Annotated in this window: 12 protein-coding genes; 2 read left to right on the top strand and 10 right to left on the bottom strand. The window is 63.2% G+C overall.

The annotated features are described in order from the left end of the window. Positions 1-314: 314 nt before the first annotated feature. The 8 genes from QLG02_RS13755 to mocA form a co-directional block, all read right to left on the bottom strand. Positions 315-1,688 (bottom strand): NCS2 family permease, encoded by a 1,374-nt coding sequence (locus tag QLG02_RS13755; RefSeq protein ID WP_282465428.1) that lies wholly within the window; start codon positions 1,686-1,688, stop codon positions 315-317. A 285-nt stretch (positions 1,689-1,973) separates the two neighbouring features. Continuing rightward, positions 1,974-3,290, bottom strand: coding sequence for a guanine deaminase (guaD, locus tag QLG02_RS13750; protein WP_282465427.1), 1,317 nt, complete (start codon positions 3,288-3,290; stop codon positions 1,974-1,976). 24 nt (positions 3,291-3,314) lie between these two features. Next, the gene (locus QLG02_RS13745; RefSeq protein ID WP_282465426.1) at positions 3,315-4,832 is read right to left on the bottom strand and encodes a nucleobase:cation symporter-2 family protein; all 1,518 of its coding nucleotides are present in this window, start codon (positions 4,830-4,832) and stop codon (positions 3,315-3,317) included. Positions 4,833-4,927: 95 nt separating this feature from the next. Continuing rightward, positions 4,928-7,825: a molybdopterin-dependent oxidoreductase Mo/Fe-S-binding subunit gene (locus QLG02_RS13740; RefSeq protein ID WP_282465425.1), complete on the bottom strand. Its 2,898-nt coding sequence runs from the start codon at positions 7,823-7,825 to the stop codon at positions 4,928-4,930. Next, a complete protein-coding gene (gene ygfM, locus QLG02_RS13735) occupies positions 7,822-8,598 on the bottom strand; it encodes a molybdopterin-dependent oxidoreductase FAD-binding subunit (protein ID WP_282465424.1) in 777 nt (258 codons plus the stop codon). Before ygfM ends, QLG02_RS13740 begins: the two co-directional genes overlap by 4 nt. An 80-nt stretch (positions 8,599-8,678) precedes the next feature. After that, complete coding sequence (gene ssnA / locus QLG02_RS13730) at positions 8,679-10,007, bottom strand: putative aminohydrolase SsnA (RefSeq protein ID WP_282465423.1); 1,329 nt, start codon at positions 10,005-10,007, stop codon at positions 8,679-8,681. 30 nt (positions 10,008-10,037) lie between these two features. Then, positions 10,038-13,148 carry a putative selenate reductase subunit YgfK gene (gene ygfK, locus QLG02_RS13725; RefSeq protein ID WP_282465422.1) on the bottom strand — a complete coding sequence of 1,037 codons (3,111 nt, stop codon included), beginning with the start codon at positions 13,146-13,148 and terminating at the stop codon, positions 10,038-10,040. A 420-nt stretch (positions 13,149-13,568) separates the two neighbouring features. Continuing rightward, positions 13,569-14,204: a molybdenum cofactor cytidylyltransferase gene (gene mocA / locus QLG02_RS13720; protein ID WP_282465534.1), complete on the bottom strand. Its 636-nt coding sequence runs from the start codon at positions 14,202-14,204 to the stop codon at positions 13,569-13,571. Between mocA and yqeC the strand changes: the two genes are divergently transcribed. Together yqeC and yqeB are read left to right on the top strand one after the other, a co-directional pair. Beyond that, positions 14,203-15,051 carry a selenium cofactor biosynthesis protein YqeC gene (gene yqeC / locus QLG02_RS13715; RefSeq protein ID WP_282465421.1) on the top strand — a complete coding sequence of 283 codons (849 nt, stop codon included), beginning with the start codon at positions 14,203-14,205 and terminating at the stop codon, positions 15,049-15,051. The genes mocA and yqeC overlap by 2 nt on opposite strands. 19 nt (positions 15,052-15,070) lie before the next feature. After that, positions 15,071-16,663 (top strand): selenium-dependent molybdenum cofactor biosynthesis protein YqeB, encoded by a 1,593-nt coding sequence (gene yqeB / locus QLG02_RS13710; protein ID WP_282465420.1) that lies wholly within the window; start codon positions 15,071-15,073, stop codon positions 16,661-16,663. A gap of 159 nt (positions 16,664-16,822) precedes the next feature. Here the strand turns inward: yqeB and QLG02_RS13705 are convergent, their stop codons facing one another. Further along, positions 16,823-17,746 (bottom strand): DMT family transporter, encoded by a 924-nt coding sequence (locus tag QLG02_RS13705; protein WP_268010778.1) that lies wholly within the window; start codon positions 17,744-17,746, stop codon positions 16,823-16,825. A gap of 182 nt (positions 17,747-17,928) precedes the next feature. Then, positions 17,929-18,861, bottom strand: coding sequence for a carbamate kinase (gene arcC, locus QLG02_RS13700; RefSeq protein WP_282465419.1), 933 nt, complete (start codon positions 18,859-18,861; stop codon positions 17,929-17,931). Positions 18,862-18,901: the final 40 nt, after the last annotated feature.

Raw genomic sequence — 18,901 nt, 5'->3', positions numbered from 1 at the left:
TCAGGCAGAAAAAATCAGAACCGGTATAAAAAACAGCAAGATATGCGCCCGTTTCCGGCAAGGCGGGCCAACCGGGGGCAAAGGCGGCGAGCAAAGGGAAGAAGTGTGAAGAAGATCCCATCCGGCGCCCATCAGGCTCTTCGTCATGACCGTGACCGGTCCCGCAGCTGCAGCCCATGGAAGACTCGGCGGCGCCATTGCCGGGCGGTGTTATCAATCTGGTAAGCCTCGTTATCAAAATGGTATGAGTGCGGTTTGAAAGGCAGGGCCGGCCAAGAAAGGCGGGCCCCGCCAAGAGAAGGAGGTGATGCGGACTAGATGGCCCAGCCGCCGGCGTAGAAGAGCACCAGCGCCAGGGCGATGATGACGGTGCCGACGTTGAGCTTGCGCCACTCCTTCGAGCAGATACGGCCGATCACCAGGGCGCTGAAGCCCAGCATGATGCCGGTGACGATGTTGCAGGTGAGCACGATGAAGACGGCGCACAGCAGGCCGGACATGGCCCCGACAAAGTCATCGAAGTCGAGCCGGGCGACGTTGCTCAGCATCAGCAGCCCCACGTACATCAACGCCGGTGCGGTGGCATAGGCCGGCACCAGGTAGGAGAGCGGCGAGAGGAACAGCATCAGCAGGAAAAAGACCCCCACCACGGTGGCGGTGAGGCCGGTCTTGCCGCCTGCCGCCGTGCCCGCCGCCGATTCGATGTAGACGGCGGCCGGCGCGGCCCCCACCAGACCGGAGAAGATGCTGCTGATGGAGTCGGCGCTGAGCGCCTTGCCGCTGTTGATGATATGGCCATCCTTGTCCAGCAAGTTGGCCTGCCCCGCCACGGCGCGAATGGTGCCGGTGGCATCAAACACCGCCGTCATCACCAGCGCCAGCACACTTGGCAGCACCAGCGGCGAGAGCGCCCCCATGATGTCCAGGCTGAAGATGAGGGACTTGCCCTGCTCGTCGGCGAGGCTCGGCATGGCGAACAGCCCCTGGTACTTGACCGCCGGATCGAAGATGAGGCCGAAAATGGAGATGGCGATGATCACCAAGAGGATCCCGCCCGGAACTTTAAGCTTCTCCAGCCCGACGATCACCGCCAGCCCGATGAGGGACATGATGACCGGCATGGAGGTAAAGGCCCCCAGCGCCACCGGCAGCCCCTCCAGCGGGTTCTTGATCACCAGCCCCACCCCGTTGGCGGCGATCAGCAGCAGGAAGAGTCCGATGCCGATGCCGGTACCGTGGGCGATCCCCATCGGCAGGTTGTCGAGGATCCAGCTGCGCACCCCGGTCACCGAGATGGCGGTAAACAGCACCCCCATCAAAAAGACGGCGCCGAGCGCCACCGGGATGGAGATCTGCTGCCCCAGCACCAGACTGAAGGCGGTAAAGGCGGTCAGCGAGATGGCGCAGCCGATGGCCATCGGCAGCTTGGCCCAGAGCCCCATCAGCAGCGAACCAAAGCCCGCCACCAGACAGGTGGCCACGAACACAGCGCCGGGGGGAAAGCCCGCCTTGCCGAGCATGCTGGGCACCACGATCACCGAATAGACCATGGCGAGGAAGGTGGTGAGCCCCGCCAGCACCTCCTGGCGCACATTGCTGCCCCGCTCGCTGATCATGAAGTAGCGATCGAGCGCGCCGCCGGCGGGCTGTCCCGCCGCCGCCCCCTTGTCCGCAACTGCCCCGTCCATTTCATTTATCCTGTTTGTCTGGCTCATGGCCGACTCCTTCCTGCATCCCTGAATGTGTCGTGACGAAATGGCGGTCGGTGCCGTGGATCTCTGCTGCCACGGTCGCCGGCATCATGGGGTTGGCAGGCAAGGCAAACGTTTGACTTGCCGTCTAAAAAAACCGGGCCATTTCACCTGCTGTGGCGGGGCAAGCGCCCCGCCTGTCGTGCGGCGCAGGCACCACGCTGGTCCCTGCTGCCGTGTTCCCGGGGCGAGCCTGCCCGCCCCTCTGCTTTGAAAACCGGATCAGCCCCGCTCGTGCACCAGCTGGCCATCCACGTAGGTGCGGTAGATGGATCTGTCATCCCCCAGGGTCAGCAGCACGAACAACTTGTCGCGCAGGGTGGTGGAGTTGTCATAACGCAGCTGCTGCAGCGGGGTGGCGACCGGGTCGAGCACCACGAAATCCGCCTCCTTGCCCACCGCGAAGCTGCCGATCTGCTCGTCCAGCCCGAGCGCATGGGCGCCGCCCAGGGTCGCCAGGTAGAAGGCCTGATAGGCCGAAAGGCGCTCGCCCTGCAACTGCATCACCTTGTAGGCCTCGTTGAGGGTCTGCAGCATGTTGAAGGTGGTGCCAGCGCCGATGTCGGTGCCCATCCCCACCTTCACCTGCTTGTGCCACGCCTTGTGCAGCTTGAAGAGACCACTGCCGAGATACAGATTGGAGGTGGGACAAAACGCGATGGTGGAGCCGGTCTCTTTCAGGCAATCCCACTCCTGCTCTTCCAGATGGACGCAGTGGGCAAACACGCAGTGGTGGCCGGTGAGGCCGTGCTGGTGATAGACGTCGAGATAGCCCTGATGCTCTGGGAAGAGGGATTTCACCCAGGCTATCTCGTCCTTGTTCTCGCACAGGTGGGTATGCAGATAAGTGGTCGGATACTCTTCGCGCAATCGCCGCGCCATCGCCAGCTGCGCCGGGGTCGAGGTGGGGGCAAAGCGCGGCGTGATGGCGTAGAGCAAGCGGCCATTGCCGTGCCAGCGCTCGATGAGCGCCTTGCTCTGTTCATAACTGCTCTCGGCAGTATCCAGCAGATAATCTGGCGCGTTGCGATCCATCATCACCTTGCCGGCGATCATCCGCATGTTGATGCGGCTGGCCGCCTCGAACAGGGCATCCACCGACTCGGGGTGGACGGTGCCAAACACCAGCGCCGTGGTGGTGCCGTTTCGCAGCAGTTGCTTGATGAAGAAGGTGGACATCTCGCGGGCGTACTCGAGATCGTTGTAGCGCCGCTCGGCCGGGAAGGTATGGCGGTTGAGCCACTCCAGCAGCTGTTCGCCATAGGCCCCCACCATCTCGCTTTGCGGGTAGTGGATGTGGGTGTCGACAAAGCCCGGCACTATCATCTTGCCGCGATAGTCGCGCACCCGCACCTGGGCTGGAATGCGATCACGGCCCTCCTCCCACTGGCCGAACCAGTCGATGCAGCCGTTGCGGATGATCAGCAGGCCGTCTTCGATGAGGCGGGCATTGGGCTCTATCTCCTCAGGCTGGCTCACCACCCGGGTGATGTCAAAGAAGCTGCCGCGCACCGCCTTGACGGAGTTGTCGTTTTTCATCTCTCAATTCCCTCTTGTTGTTCGTTAGCCGCGATCCACTTGCGGGGCACGCACCTGGGCCTCGTCCGTCGCCAACCCCTGTTGGCGGGCTGTGGCCGACGGGGCGGGCCGGGTGGCAAAACGGGTGTCGGGTTTGTCGCTCAGCTGGATCAGCTCCACCGCCTCGGCGGCATTGGCGGCCGCCTTGCGGCTGCGGCTCTGGGGCAGTACCAGGTTCATGATGATGGCGGTGATGCCGCCGGCGCAGATGGGGTTCTCCACCAGCATGTAGATCCCTGCCGGCAGCACCTTGAAGACGTTCGGGTCGTAGGAGACCCCGAGCCCCAGCCCGAGCGAGGTGGCGACGATCAGGGTCTCGCGCCGATCGAAGCCATGGCTGATGATGATGCGCCCGCCGGCGATGGCGATCATGGAGAACATGATGACCATGGCCCCCCCCATCACTGGCGACGGTATGGTGGTGAAGAAGCGCCCTACCACCGGGAAGAGGCCGAGCAGCACCAGGATGACGGCGATGAACTTGCCCACGTGGCGCGAGGCCACCCCGGTCATCTGGATGACGCCGTTGTTCTGGGCGAAAGTGGTGAGCGGCAGGGAGCCGAGCGCCGAGGCGATCACCGACACCAGACCGTCCGCCAGCACGCCGCCGGAGAGCCGTTTTTGAAACTCGGGGCCCTGGATCTGCCGGTGGGAGACCATGGCGGTGGCGGTGATGTCCCCCACCGCCTCCAGCACGCTCAACAGATAGATGGTGCCGGCCAGCACGAAGGCGTGCAGATCGAAAGAAAAACCGTACTTGAACGGGATGGGCACAGTGATGAGCGGCAGGTTCTCAAGGGCGGAGAAGTCCACCATGCCGAGCATCAGGGCCACCGCATAGCCCACCAGCAGGCCGATGGCGATGCCACTCATGCGAAGCAAGGGGCTCTTGCTGCAGTTGAAGGCGACGATGACGCAGAGCACCAGCAGCCCCAAGCCGATGTTCTCGTATTTGCCGAAGGTGCCGCTGCTCATGGCGGAGAAGCCGCCGCCAAAGTCGATGATCCCCACCTTGATGAGGCTCAGGCCAATCATCAGCACCACCACCCCGCTCACGGTCGGGGTGATCACCCGCTTGAGGTAGGGCAGCACGAAGGAGGAGCCCATCACCAGGAAGGCCCCGACGAAGGAGACCCCGAGCAGGGTCGAGACGATCAGCTCCTCGTGCAGGCCATCTTTTTTCATGGCGCTGCCCAGCGCGATCATCACGGTGACGAAGGAGAAGTTGACCGACTGGATGGAGAGCAGCCCCGAGCCGATGGGGCCGTAGCGGTTCACCTGCAGCCAGGTGCCGATGCCGGAGGCGATCATCGCCATGGAGACCAGGTAGGCGGTGGTCTCGGTGGAGAGGCCGAGGGCCCCACCCACGATCAGGGCCGGCGTCACCATGGGCACGAAGATGGCCAGCAGGTGGGTCACGGCCCCCATCAGGGTTTGGTAAAAGGGAGGTTTGTCTTCGAGCGCGTAAATCAGGTCCGAGTGCTTGCGTGTTGTTTTAGACATCTTGATTGTCCCATCACACAGAATATGGGCGGAGTACTCATTCCGCTGTCAGGTGCTGGGGGCGAGCCTGCGCCCGCCCCTCACCTTTTCTTTTGTTATGCCGACGCTTGTTGCTCCAGCTTGCCCAACTCGCGCAGGATCTGCTCCGGCGTGAAGTGCCACTTGCGCAGCCAGACACCGCAGGCGTCGTGGATGGCGGTGGCGATGGCGGGCGCGGCGCCGTTGACCCCGATCTCCGAGATGGACTTGGCGCCGTAAGGGCCGACCTTGTCGTCACTCGGTACCAGGAAGGCCCGAAAATCGCGCGGAATGTCGCCAATCTTGGGCGCGCCATAGCTCTTGAGATCCCGGGTGAGCGGAATGCCCTTGCCGTCGTAGCAGATCTCCTCGGTCAATGAGTGGCCGATGGCCCGCATGGTCGCCCCGTAGATCTGGCCGAGCGCCAGTTCCGGGTTGATGGGGGTGCCGCAGTCGAGCAGGGCGTAGAACTTGTCGAGCCGGATCTCGCCGGTTCTGACGTTGACCGCCACCTCGGCGAAGTTGGCGCCGTACGGGAAGGCAAGCTCAGAGGTGATGTAGCTGGCGGTGCCCACTAGGATGCCGAAGCCGGTACCGGTCTCGGCCTTGTGGGCCAGCTTGGCGAGGCTCACCTCCCCCAGCTTGCCGCGCACCAGGCCCGGGAACGCCAGCTCAACATCGGCTACCGGCTCGCCCAGCATGGCGGCGCCATGGAACAGGATCTTCTCCTTGAGGTTCTCGGCCGCCTTCTTGGCCGCGTTGCCGGAGAAGCAGGTGCCTGACGAGGCGTAAGCCCCCTTGTCGAACAGGGCGTGGTCGGTATCACCGGAGATGACGTGCACATCCCCGAGCGGGCAGTGCAGCACTTCGGCAGTCAGCTTGGCCACCACGGTATCGAGGCCGGTGCCGATATCGGCGCCACCGGAGTGGACGATAAAGGTGCCGTCCGATTCCAGCTTGACCATGCAGTTGGCCTGATCGATATCCGGGATCCCCGATTTTTGCATGATGATGGCGACGCCACGGCCGATGCGCCAATCCCCGTCAGCGGGTTTGGGGCTATCCCAGGCGATAAGTTCGCGGCCCTGTTTGAGGATGGGTTCGAGGGCGCAACTGGCGGCGTGGGGCACCGAGGTGGGCATCTTGCCCTCGCCGATGGCACCCAGCACCTTAAGGATGTCCCCTTCATGCACCCGGTTGTGCTCCACCATGTCGAGCTGATCGATACCCAGTTTCTCGGCAAGTTCCGCAATGGCCATGGTCAGCGCGAAGTTGCCCTTGGGCGCGCCGTAGCCCTGATAGGCGCCGGTCGGGCAGATGTTGCTGTAGTAGGTGTTGACGGTAAAACGCACGTTGTCGCACGGGTAGAGCGGCAGGGAGAGCGCTGGGCCGTTGCTCGGCACCGTCAGAGAGTGGTTGCCATAAGGGCCGGTGTTGGCACGAAAATCCATCTCGATGGCGGTGATGGTGCCATCCTTCTTGGCACCCACTTTGACCTTCACCTTGGCCACATGGCGCGAGGTGTTGCTGATGAACTCCTCTTCACGGGTGTAGCGGAAGGTAACGGGACGGCCGGTGACCTTGGTCGCCCAGGCGCACACCTCTTCCAGCAGGATATCCTGCTTGGAGCCAAAGCCGCCCCCTACCCGCTCCTTGATCACATGTACCTGGTGCTGCTTCATACCGACGATGCGCGCCACCTGACGGCGCACGTGCCAGGGCACCTGAGTGGATGCGTGAATGACCAGACGATCGCCATCCATGTAGGTGAAGCAGATGTGTGGCTCGGTCGGGCACTGCTGGGCCTGGGTCGATTCGTAGGTGCGCTCGACAATCTCGTCCGCCTCGGCAAAGCCTTTGGCCACATCGCCGATCTGGCCATGGACGCTGGCGGCCAGGTTCTCGTGCGGACGGGAACCGATGGGGAAGTTGATGATCATGTGCTCGTCGCCGCGGCGCACCGAGCAGGCGTTCTGCTGCTCGAGATCCGCCGGCGCACCGGCCATGTAGACAATGGGCTCGTCGTGCACCAGCGGTGCATTGGGGGCCATCGCCTCGTCTATGTTCATGACTGCCGGCAGCACCTGATACTCGACCTCGATGAGATTGAGCGCCGCCAAGGCGATGGCTTCGCTCTCGGCCACCACGGCGGCAACACGATCACCGACGTGGCGCAGCTTACGGCCAAACATGCGGCGATCCAGCGGTGACGGCTCGGGGGCGCTCTGGCCACCCGGGGTGTAGTAGACATCCGGGCAGTTGAGGTGGGTGATGACGTGCACCACCCCCGCCATGGCTTCGGCGCGGCTCACGTCGAGCCGAGTGATCACCGCATGGGGATGGGGGCTTCGCAGCATCTTGATGACCAGCGCATCCTCGGTGACCCTGTCCTCCACGTAGCAGGGTTTGGCCTGCACCATCTTGGCGGCGTCCACTTTCGGGCAGCTCTTGCCGATGTGGCGCAGGTCGTCACGAAACTCGGGGGCAATCTGGCACAGGTAATCGGGATCCTTGAGGCGCGAGCTGGCAAGCTCGATGGCCTGATAGAACTGCTGGTAACCGCCATCGCGGTGAAACAGACCCGAGAGCGCGTCGTCGATTTGATCACGGGTGGGCTCGGGGTGGCGATCAAGCAGGTCGGTGACGATGAGCGCCGCGGCCGGATCGTTGTAGCCGGACTGCACCACCCCCACATCCACCATGGCCTGCTGTACCAGGCTGAGCTGGTTCCAGCTGCCGAGCGACTCGGCGGTACGCACCTGCGCCCCCTCCAGCTGGGCGGCGATCAGCAGGGAGGCGTTGATCACCTTGCCATTGAAGAGGATGGCGTCGGAGCCGGCGAAACCGAAGCCGTCGTCACTGTTGCGCACCGAGTGCATCCGGCACTGATTGAACAGCACCCGCTGGGCATTCTCGCCCGCCGGAGCGATGACGGTGCGCAGGGCACCGTTCAGTGTGAAGTTGAGTTCCATCATGCCTGTACCTCCTGCTGCTGGCACTCCACCAGCAGATCCGCCACCACCACGCCGCTGATATAGCGCTTGTAGGCCACGCTGCCACCGAGATCCGCGCGCGGTGCAACCAGCTCGCTCACCGCAGCCTCCAGCGCCGCATCCCGCAGCTCATGACGCTCCACGTCCCGCAGACGCATCGGCTGCGGCGTCACGCCCGCCAGGGCGACCCGCATCTCGCCAAGGGCGTCGAGGGCCACCGCAGCAGTCATCACCGCCAGACCATCGGCGTTGCGGCTGATGCGGCGAGTGGCGCAGCGCAGCTCGGGCTCCGGCAGCACCACCCCCAGCACCAGCTCCTTGCGCTGGCCCGCCAGGTAGGCATTGATGGGTTGCAGCTGGTTGTTCTCCAACACCACCACGGCTTCGAGCACCAGCAGTACCGGCAGCAGCGGGGAGTCCTGCTGCTGGCAGGCAATTTCGCCGCCAATGGTGGCCTGATTGCGCACATGGCGGGAGTAGACAAACCCCAGCGCCTCGCACAGGGCAGCCGGGGTACGGGGGTCATCTTTCAGGGCTTGCAGGGTAACGGTGGCGCCGATGTGGAGCTGACCGTGCTGCTGCTCGATCTGGCCAAGTCCGAGCTTGTCCAGCGAGATGGCCACCTTCTTGTCGGTGCGGGTCGGCGCGGCGTTGAGCTTGCTGCCGCCCCCCATGTAGACGGCGTCGTTACCGAAGCTGGCCTTGAGTTCCAAAGCCTGACCCAGTTGCTCGGGTCGGAAGAATTGCTCAATCATGTGTCGTCCTTACTCTTGCTGCCCGCCGCCGGGAAAATCCACAGGGCGGGCAATCCAGTCCAAACGTGCGGAGGGTGGCCTCAGGCCAGCTGATCCATCCGTTGCCACAGGCGGCTCGCCACCTTGCTGGCCTGCTCATAAAGGGGCGCGACGTCAAAGGCGAACTCGCGATCCTGATAGACCATGCGCCCCTCCACCATCACGCTATTGACCGAGGATGAGCCCATGCCGAAGGCGAGATGGCCGCCGAGGTTGCGCGGTGCCAGCGGAGTCGGTGCGGCGTAATCACAGATGGTGAGGTCGGCCTTGTAGCCCGGCTCCAGCCGGCCAAATTTGGCGCCGAAGTTGCGCTCAAGCAATGTGTTGCCGTTCCAGAGGAAGCGGGCAAAGCTGTCGGGCCAGAGCGCCCCGCCTGCATCCTTGTGCTTGAAGTAGGCAAACTTGAGCTCTTCGAGCATGTCGGAGCCGATACCATCGGTGCCGAGTGCCAGATTGCGGTACTCCGGCAGGTGCATGTTGTAGCCCACGTGGTTGTTCATGTTGGAGCGGGCGTTATGCACCAGGAAGGCATCGCGGCTGTTGAGCAACTCGATGTCAGCCGGGCTCAGGTAGATGCCGTGGGCGATCAGGGTCTTGCTGTCGACAAGGCCAAACTCGTCCAGCCGGGCGATGGGCTCCTTGCCATAGTGATGGTGACCGTGGGCCATGTCGTAGCGGTCTTCCGCCACATGGATATGCAGCCCGCGACCGGTGACCTGCACCGCTTCGCGCAGCATGGCCAGCCCTTCGTCAGGCACGGTGAAGGGGGCGTGGGCACCGATATGGGCTTCCACCAGATAGGGTTCGCTCCCCTTGGCCTTGGCGGCATCAATGGCCTGCGCGAACAGGATGTTCTCCTCCACCCCGGCCTGCAGCTCGGCGAGGCCGCCGTTGCGATCCGTGGTCTCGAAGCAGGTCATGCTGCGCAGACCCGCCTCCATAAATCCTTTGCGCAGCACGTTCAGGGAGCCCTTGATGAAGTTGGGCGAGGCGTGGTGGTCGATCACCGCACTGCAGCCGCTCTTGATCGCCTCCAGCGAGCAGATGAGACCGCTGTAGTAGAGGGACTCTTCATCAAGCGCCCGATCCAGCCGCCACCAGAGGTTTTTCAGGGTGGAGATAAAGTCCGGGCAGGGGGCGATATTGGCCATGATCCCCCGCGACAGGCCGGAGTAGAAGTGGTTGTGGGCACAGACGATGCCCGGCATCACCAGCTTGCCGCCCATCTCCCGATAGTTGGCCTGCGGGTAGAGGGCCCGCAGATTGGGCCCCACCGCTTTGATAAGCGATCCTTCGATGGCGATATCCACCCCCTCCAGCACCAGGGTCGGCTCCAGCTGGATGGCGGTGACGTTCTTCAGAATAAACATGGTTGGCTCCTTCGCTTATTCGTTGTTCGCTCAGGCCTCGACGGCCCCCAGCAGGTAGTGGTGATGGGCATGGACATGGCTGATGATGCGGCACATGTCGCCAAGGGCCGCTGGCACGTCCTTGATCCGGCTCTGGGCGTCTATGGTCAGGCGATAGGTCTCGCCGCCCTGACGTACCCGCAGCTCACCGCCATCCGCCAGATAGAAACCGGGGTTGCGGCTGTTGTCGAAGTCCTCGGGCAGGCTGAAGATGGTGACCTTGTCCTGATAGGGCTTGCCCTGCCACGGGCAGAACTGGGCGCAGTTGCCGCACTCGTTGCAGTAGGCATCCAGGTGCAGGGTCTGGAACTGGTCCTTGAAGCCCGGCACCGCGATGGCGACGTTGGCCCGGTTGGGGCAGACATCCACGCACTTGCTGCAGAGGTAGTTGCACTCGAGGCAACGGTGCGCCTCTTGCGCCACGAAGGCATCGCGCTCGTTCTTGTCAACCATAGTGACGGCGATGTTTCCCTTGCGGCGGTAGATCTCGTCCTTGCCCGACGGCTGGGTGGCCACGTCACGCTGCTGGCTGGCGATATGCTCACGGGCCAGCACCAGATCCGCAGCGCGGCGAGCACCGCCGATGGCACCGACGATGGAGGACGGGCCGCTTTGCACGTCACCGATGAGGAAAACGTTGCGACGGCTGGTTTCGCCACTCTGGCCATCCACCTCGGGCCAGCCATCGCTGCCAAGGGGAATGCCCATGGCTTTCAATACTTCGCAATCAGGCTGCTCGCCGATGGCGGTGATCAGCGCATCCATCTGCATCACCTCGGTCTGCTCGGTGGGCACAGGGCGGCGGCGGCCCTGCTCGTCAGGATCCCCCAGCGCCATCATCCGCACAGTGAGCTTGCCATCTTTCTCAAAGCGCTCCGGATTGGTGAGGAAGCAGAAACGCACCCCATCCTCCACCGCTTCCAGATACTCCTCACGATAGGCGGGCATCTCTTTTTCGCTGCGACGGTAGATAACGGTCACATCGCTGACACCGGGCACCTTGAGGGCGGCGCGGGCACAGTCCATGGCGGTGTTGCCGGCGCCGATCACCGCCACATGGCGGCCCAACGGCAGCGGCTTGCCCTGATTGAAGCTGCGCAGGAAGTTAAAAGACTTGTAAATCCGCTCGTGCCCCCCTTCGAGGCGCATGCCGCCATTCTTGTCGGCACCGATGCCGACGAAGACATAGGTAAAGCCCTGGGCGTGCAGCTTGTCGACGGTGAGCGCCGGATCGCAGCCGAACTCGAACTTGACCCCGTGGGCGGCGACAAAATCGATGTCGTGCTGGATCAGCTCGGCCGGAATGCGGAACTCGGGGATGATGTGTTTGACCACGCCACCGGCATCCGCTTCACGCTCGAACACGGTGACCGGATGACCGGCGCGAGCCAGGAAATAACCGGCGGAGAGACCGGCCGGACCAGCGCCAATCACCGCAACCGGGTGCTTGTCTCCGCTGCCTGCCGGCTTGTGCCAGCGCGCCTTGTACCCTTCCCAGCCGCGCTCCAGCGCGACCTTCTTGAGCTCACGGATATTGAGCGGGCTGTCGTAATCGAGACGGGTGCAGTTGTACTGGCACTGGTGATCGCAGATATGGCCGGTGATGGCAGGCAGGGCATTGCGCTGATAAATCAGCTCAAGGGCTGCCACATACTCCCCCTCGCCCATCAGGCGAATGTACTCGGGGATATCCTGATGCACGGCGCAGGCGGTGACGCAGGGTGCCACATAGCAGTCGGTCAGCGGCAGGCCGCCGCCCACTTCGATGCGATCCTCGGACTTCCACTCCTTCTGGGTGTAATCCATGGTGAGCGCCTTGGCGGCAAGGGCTTCCAGCTTCTCGACATCTACCTGGGTCATGGCCCAGCTATCGGAAGCGTCGATCTCGTTGAGGCACTCGATCTGGCGCAGATAGCCACCCGGTTTGAGCAGGTCGGTGGCCATGGTGATGGGACGAATGCCGGTCTCGAAGATCTCCGCGATGTTGAACTTGCTGGCGCCACCGGAGTAGGAGATGGGCAGCTTGCCATCGAAGGCGCGTGACAGCACGGCGGCCACGTTGATGGAGAGCGGGAACAGTGCCCGGCCGGACATATACATCTCATCGCCGGGCAGCGCCCCTTTGCGATTGATGGTGCCAAGGGTGTTGGTGAGTTTCACCCCAAAGGTGAGCCCCTTCTCGGCCCCCAGCGCCATCAAGCGGGTCAGCATCGCCTTGGCCTGATCCAGTTTGAGGTCGTGATCGAACGACGCTTCGCTCAGACCAATGTAATCAAAGCCACAGGTATCGAGGATCTCGCGCACCCGCGGGTAACCCAGCAGAGTCGGGTTCAGTTTGACGAAGGTGTTGAGTCCCTTCTCTTCCAGCATGTAGCGGCAGATGGCCTCGATTTCGTTCGGTGGGCAGCCGTGCATGGTAGAGAGGGTGACACCGTGCACCAGCTCGGCCGGAATGCGCTCCACCAGCTGTTGCAGGCGAGCCCGCCGCGCCCCCAGCCCCAGCTCGGCGATAAACTGCTCGTCGGCCACCAGCTCGCGTACCACCTGCTGGTACTCGGCAAACTTCGGACTTTGGCTTGCATCCATCAGGCTGTGGATAAACTGCTGCATCGGCGGCTGTTTGATGCCGTCAAGGTTGTACCCCACGCTCATGTTGAAAATGAAGGACTTGGCCTCCCCTTCCAGACGGGGATCAAACACCTCTTCCAGCAGATAGAGGGCAAACCAGGCTTTCAGGTACTCATCAAACGCCTTGGGCAGAGTGAACTCGGTAGACCACTCGGTGTTGAAGCACTCGTCTTCGGCATCGATGCAGGGTTTTTCCAGTTCGAGACGGTCCAGGATCTGCACCGTCTTGAGCTCGATAAAGCGCCCGCCGGTCAGCCAGGAGGTGACGATGTTCTGGGCCAGCTGGGTATGGGGGCCGGCCGCCGGGCCGATGGGAGTCTCGCAGGTTTCACCGAACACCTTGATCTTGCGCTCGTCCTGCTTGCGATAGAATTGCGCGGCGGGAATGCCGAAGATGGATTGACTCGCTTTATATTCCGAGAAGATACGGACCAGAAGGTTCTTGAAGGGAACGGGTCGCATAATATCGCCCATGTTGATCTCCTTGCAGCGGCACTGCTCATTGACAGGGTGAATAAATGGGGCCCATCCATAACCACGCATAAAAAGCCCCTTGAAACTGACAAGAGCAACAATCAGGCCAGCGCCGGATCTTTTTATTTTTCTGCCATAAAAACGTGAGGCACCTCCAATTAATAAAACATCGAAAGCCGATACCAGTTTCGACAATGAGAGTGGCTATCAACACCGAATTTAAATAATGGAAACACCGCCCTCGTTGCTGAAAATGATCTCACTTTGGCGCGGCGCGCTATCAGTTTGATAAAGAGTGCGGCCATCGCCATTATCAGGCCGGCCAGGATGATAACGGCCGCTGTCGGCCCCAGATAACGGGTTAGACAAGGGGATAAATATGCAAACGAAGGCCGGGCAAGCCCCTGCCAGCCGACCACTTCAGCGCTCGAATGCTTCGTTTGCCAGCAGCGCCTGATAGCGCTCCGGGGTGTCCACATCCTGCAGGATGGCGTCGCTCTGCACCTCGATGAATCGATGGGGGTGCGCCAGCAGCCAGCGGCGCACCGAACCCTGTGCCGGCGCCGCCGCCAGCGTCCTGGCAAGGGCTCTGGGCAACAGCACGGGGTGGCCTGCCTCCCCCTGATAGGAGGGGAAAAGGGTCTCGTCCCCCCGCACCTGCCAGAGCGAGCGGTACACCTCGGGGGGGATGCAGGGCAGATCGCCGTGGCTCACGAAGAGGTGATCGCTGGTACAGGCGGCGAGCCCCGCGCGGATGGAGCTGCCGAGCCCCTGTGCATAATCATGGTTGTGCACCAGCCGGATACGGGGGTGATTGGCGTAGCGACTGATCAGCTCATCGGCGCGGTGCCCCACCACCAGAATGACCCGGTCACACAGCACCAGGGCATTTTTGAGACTCTCATCAAGAATCGTGCTCTGGCGATACGGTAGCATCAATTTCCACGCGCCCATTCGTGATGAGAGCCCGGCCGCCGTAATTAGGCAGTCGCACCGCTCGCGCGAATGCCAGTGCTTCTCACTGACCGCGCCTCTATTTTCATCGGTCGTCGCCATGGCTATTTCATCACCCATTCTGCTCACCTCGCCAAATATCGAGAGTGTATTAAACCCGCTCACCGAAAATATTGATGGGCGTACCACTTTAATTAGTCTTTGCGGCGCCGGGGGGAAAACCAGCACCCTCTTCTGGCTGGCCGACTATTTCCATCAACAGGGCAAGAAGGTGCTGCTCACCACCAGCACCCGGATGTTTCTGCCCACCCCCTCCCCTCGGCGCACCCTGCTGATCGAGGCCGATCCCATCCGGCAGCTGACCCGCTGCCAGGCCCTGCCCGATGAACCGATGCAGCTGGTGCTGTTCAGCCACCTCGATCGGGCCAGCGGCAAGGCGGTGGGGCCGAGCCCTCAGCAGATCGATCTGCTCAAGGGACAGCAACGCTTCGACATCATCCTGGTGGAGGCGGACGGCGCCCATCAGAAGTTATTGAAAGCGCCCGCTTTGCACGAACCTTGCATTCCTCAGCACAGTGATTGGGTGATCGCCCTGGTAGGCGGCGCCATGGTGGGAGCCAGCGCCGACCCGGCGCAGATCCATCGCTGGGCCGAGTTCCAGGCCCTGTGCGAGATTGCGGCCGGTGAACGGCTCGACTGGGCCCTGTTTGACCGGCTCATCGCCCACCCCGAGGGGGCGTTCAAGGGCACCCCGCCCGGGGCGCGCCGAGTCTGGTTTATCAATGGCGATTATCAAAATGAGCAGCAGTGGCTGCCCGCCCTGATAAACCTGCTGCAGCGCCACCCCGAGCTCCACGCCATCTGGCAGGGGGCCGTGCGTGAACCCGGCGCCATTCACCATGTTTGCTGTCGGCCTGCCCCCGAAGCCGCGCAATCGCTGACCCGTTAAGGATGATACGAGGTACCTTATGAATCTGTTTGCACACGCTGCCCGACTGGAGCAGGAGAACACCCCCTTTGCCATGGCCCAGATCATCGAGAGTCGCGGCTCCACCCCGCGCCATCAGGCCCAGATGCTGGTGATGGCCGATGGCCGGATCCTCGGCACCATCGGCGGCGGCATGATAGAGCGGCTGGTGATCGAAGAAGCAGTGGCCGCCATTGCCGAGCGCAAGCCGCGCATCTTCCACGGCCGGATGGCGCGCAACGGCGAACATGCGGTGGGCTCGGATTGCGGCGGCGCCATGTCGGTCTATATCGACGTCTACGGCCTGCGCCCCCGCCTGGTATTGATCGGTGCCGGCCACGTCAACCGGGCGCTGGCCCATGCCGCCGCGCCGCTCGGCTTTGACATCCATGTAGGGGATTGCTTCGAGGGGAGCCTCAGCCCAGATCGCTTCCCGGCCGGAACCCATTTGCAGCAGGCCGACACCATCAGCGCGGTGATCGAGCAGCTTGCCATCGAGCCCGCCAACTTCGTCATCATCGCCACCAACCATCAGGACAAGGAGGCGCTGGATCGGCTCATCAGCCGCCCCCTCACCTACCTGGGGCTGCTCGCCAGCAAGCGCAAGGTGCAGACTTTCACCCAGGCGCTGCGCCAGCAAGGGGTGAGTCAGGCCCAACTGCAGCGGCTGCACGCCCCCATCGGCTACAACATAGGTGCCGAAACTCCGGAAGAGATCGCCATCAGCATCCTCGCCGAGCTGTTGCAGGTGAAAAACGGTAAATCGGGTGGCCTGATGCAGGATGACGTGCGCCTCAAGCGGGATCAGCTGGTGGTGATGCGCGGCTCCGGCGATATCGCCACCGGGGTGGCGCTGCGCCTCTACCATGCCGGCTTCAAGGTGGTGATGCTGGATCTCGACAAGCCCACGGTGATCCGCCGCACCGTCGCCTTCGCCCAGGGGATGTTCGACGGTGAAACCAGTGTCGAGGGGGTGCGAGCCAAGCGGGTCGAGAGCGTCGAGCAGGCATTCGAGCAGCTGGATCTGGGCATCATTCCGCTGCTGGTTGACCCCGACTGCGCCACCCTCGCCGAGCTCAAGCCCCGCTACCTGGTGGATGCCATCTTGGCCAAGCAGAACCTCGGCACCCACAGGGAGATGGCCCCTATCACGGTGGCCCTGGGCCCGGGCTTTGAGGCGGGGCGTGACTGCGATGCGGTGATTGAGACCAACCGTGGCCACCATCTGGGGCGGGTCATCTATCAGGGCCCTGCCCAGCCCAATACCGGCATTCCCGGGGTGATCGAGGGGCACTCCGCCCGCCGGGTGGTGCGCGCCCCCGTCGCCGGGGTGATGAAGAGCCTGATCAAGCTCGGTGATCTGGTGCAGGAGGGGGACGTGATCGCCCACGTGGGGGACGCCCCCATCATAGCGCCGCTCTCCGGCATGGTGCGGGGTCTGCTCAGCGATGGCATCGAGGTGACCGTCGGCTTCAAGATCGGTGACATCGACCCCAGGGGCGAGCGGGCCGATCCCACTACCGTCTCTGACAAGGCGCGGGCCATCGGCGGCGCCGTGCTGGAAGCCATGATGCATCTGGCCCAACGCAGATAAGGGCAACGCCATTGCCCTATCGGCAAGGCCCGCGTTATCGATCGGCGGCGTCGTACTGGAGGCCATGATGCATCTGGCCCAGCGTAGATAAGCCAGCTCGCCAACAAAAAGGGCCCGCCATGATGGCGGGCCCTTTTTATCTCTTTGCCGGCAGTCGGCTTAGCCCTGCTTGACCCGGGTCTCCCCCGCCACCGACACCACGGAACGCTTGCCCTTGCGGCTGATAACGATGAGCGCCAGCACGATAAGGGCGATGCCGCTCCCCTCCACCGGCCCCGGGTTTTCGCCGAGCAGCCACCAGGAGAGCAGCACGCCGCTCACCGGCACCGCCAGGGTGCTGAGCCCGGCGATCCCCGCCGGCAGCTTTTTCAGCACGAACAGCCAGAGGCTCCAGGCCAGCGCCGTGGCGAAGATGGCGCTGTAGGCGAGCGCACCAAACACATAGGGCTGCCAATCGATGGGTCGCTCCGGCACCAGGGCCGCCACCAGCGCCATCACCAGGGTGGCGTAGATCATCTGCCAAGTAGTGAGGGACATCAGATCCACCCCGGGGTGGCGGGCATACATCCGCTTGGCGATGATGGCGCTGATCCCCCAGCAGATGCCGGAGGCAATGCCCAGCAGCGCGCTCTTCATGGAATCCAGATGCAACTGCCAGGGCTCGATCACCAACAGCAGGCCGCAGGCGGCCACCCCGACCGCCAGATAGTGGAGCTTGCGCATCCGTTCACCCAGAAAAAGCGCCGCGAAGATCACCACCCAGAACGGCATGGTGTAACTCAGAATGGCCACCTTGCCCGCCCCGCCGCTGATGAGCGCCCACTGGGCCAACCCCACCATGCCGCAGGTCTGGAACAGGGCGATGGCGAGGGTATAGCGAAACGGGGTGGGCCTGAGATAACGGCGCCCGCGCAGGCACTGCACCAGCAGCAACACCAGGGATCCGCACAGGCAGCGCAGGGCGGTGAACTCGAACGCCCCCGCGTAGAGCATCACCTGCTTCATCACGATCCAGCTGTAACTCCAGATGGCGGTGAGCAGGACCAATCCCCCCAGCGCCGCCATGTTCAACTTGCTATTCATTGTGCTGCCTTGTTGCTGCGGTCGGTACGTCCGCCATTCGGGGCGCCATTTTACTCCTCTGCCGTCCCCCTGCCCACTGCGGATAAGAGCTGGCCGGCCCATGCTTCCCGCCTGCCAATCCCTGGCACCGGCCAACAGAAAGGGGGCCTTGGGCCCCCTGTTTGCAACCATCAAAGGCGAGGCTACAGGCTGATCAGGGTCCCAGTCTTGCCGGCAATGCCGTCGGCGGCCTTCTCCAGCAGGGTGATCAGGGATTTGCGCCCCGCCATGGAGGTGGCGAACGAGAGCGCCGCCTCCACCTTGGGCAACATGGAGCCCTTGGCAAACTGCCCCTGTGCGATAAATCTGTTGGCATCGGCCACGCTCAGGGTATCGAGCCACTGCACCTCGGGCTTGCCGAAGTTGATGGCGACCTTTTCCACCGCGGTGAGGATGATCAGCATGTCGGCATCGATGAGCTCCGCCAGCCTGGCACTGGCCCAATCCTTGTCGATCACCGCGCTGGCACCGCGCAGGTGGTTGCCCTCGCGCAGCACCGGAATGCCGCCGCCCCCGACGGTGATCACCACCTGACCGGCGGCCAGCATGGCAGAGACGGTCTCCTTCTCGATGATGTCGACGGGTTTGGGAGAGGCCACCACCCGGCGATAGCCGCGACCGGCATCCTCTTTGAGCCGCTCGCCCTTGGCCATCAGCGCCTCGGCCTCCTCCTTGCTGAAGAAGCCGCCGATGGGCTTGCTGGGATCGAGGAAGGCGGGATCGTTTTTATCCACCTCCACCTGGGTCACCAGGGTGGCCACCGGCTTGTGAATACCGCGCTCCAGCAAGGCTTCGCGCAGGGCGTTTTGCAGGTCATAACCGATATAACCCTGACTCAGGGCCACGCAGACCGACATGGGCAGATGGGGCGCTTTAGGGTCGTGGCGGGCCGCCACCTCGAACGCCTGCTGGATCATCCCCACCTGCGGGCCGTTGCCGTGGGTCACCACCACCTCGTGCCCCTGGGCGATCAGGTCGGCAATGGTGCCCGCCGTGCTCTGCACCGCCTTCATCTGCTCGGGCAGGTTGTTGCCCAGCGCATTGCCGCCAAGGGCCAGTACGATTCTCTGTTTCATCTTGTTATCTCCAGTGATGGGACAAGCCGGCGCAATACCG

The organism is Aeromonas sp. V90_14, assembly GCF_029967615.1.
In the GTDB taxonomy this organism is placed as follows: Bacteria; Pseudomonadota; Gammaproteobacteria; order Enterobacterales; family Aeromonadaceae; genus Aeromonas; species Aeromonas hydrophila.
Note: the sequence above shows the minus strand (reverse complement) of the source record. Positions and strands in the feature narration are given on the sequence as shown.

What these genes read in the sequence shown, in the direction of transcription:
- yqeC (WP_282465421.1), top strand. Translation starts at nt 14,203, where the DNA reads ATGGCTATTTCATCACCCATTCTGCTCACCTCGCCAAATATCGAGAGT.
- QLG02_RS13740 (WP_282465425.1), bottom strand. Translation starts at nt 7,825, where the DNA reads ATGATGGAACTCAACTTCACACTGAACGGTGCCCTGCGCACCGTCATC.
- yqeB (WP_282465420.1), top strand. Translation starts at nt 15,071, where the DNA reads ATGAATCTGTTTGCACACGCTGCCCGACTGGAGCAGGAGAACACCCCC.
- QLG02_RS13755 (WP_282465428.1), bottom strand. Translation starts at nt 1,688, where the DNA reads ATGGACGGGGCAGTTGCGGACAAGGGGGCGGCGGCGGGACAGCCCGCC.
- QLG02_RS13705 (WP_268010778.1), bottom strand. Translation starts at nt 17,746, where the DNA reads ATGAATAGCAAGTTGAACATGGCGGCGCTGGGGGGATTGGTCCTGCTC.
- arcC (WP_282465419.1), bottom strand. Translation starts at nt 18,861, where the DNA reads ATGAAACAGAGAATCGTACTGGCCCTTGGCGGCAATGCGCTGGGCAAC.
- ssnA (WP_282465423.1), bottom strand. Translation starts at nt 10,007, where the DNA reads ATGTTTATTCTGAAGAACGTCACCGCCATCCAGCTGGAGCCGACCCTG.
- ygfK (WP_282465422.1), bottom strand. Translation starts at nt 13,148, where the DNA reads ATGGGCGATATTATGCGACCCGTTCCCTTCAAGAACCTTCTGGTCCGT.
- guaD (WP_282465427.1), bottom strand. Translation starts at nt 3,290, where the DNA reads ATGAAAAACGACAACTCCGTCAAGGCGGTGCGCGGCAGCTTCTTTGAC.
- QLG02_RS13745 (WP_282465426.1), bottom strand. Translation starts at nt 4,832, where the DNA reads ATGTCTAAAACAACACGCAAGCACTCGGACCTGATTTACGCGCTCGAA.
- mocA (WP_282465534.1), bottom strand. Translation starts at nt 14,204, where the DNA reads ATGGCGACGACCGATGAAAATAGAGGCGCGGTCAGTGAGAAGCACTGG.
- ygfM (WP_282465424.1), bottom strand. Translation starts at nt 8,598, where the DNA reads ATGATTGAGCAATTCTTCCGACCCGAGCAACTGGGTCAGGCTTTGGAA.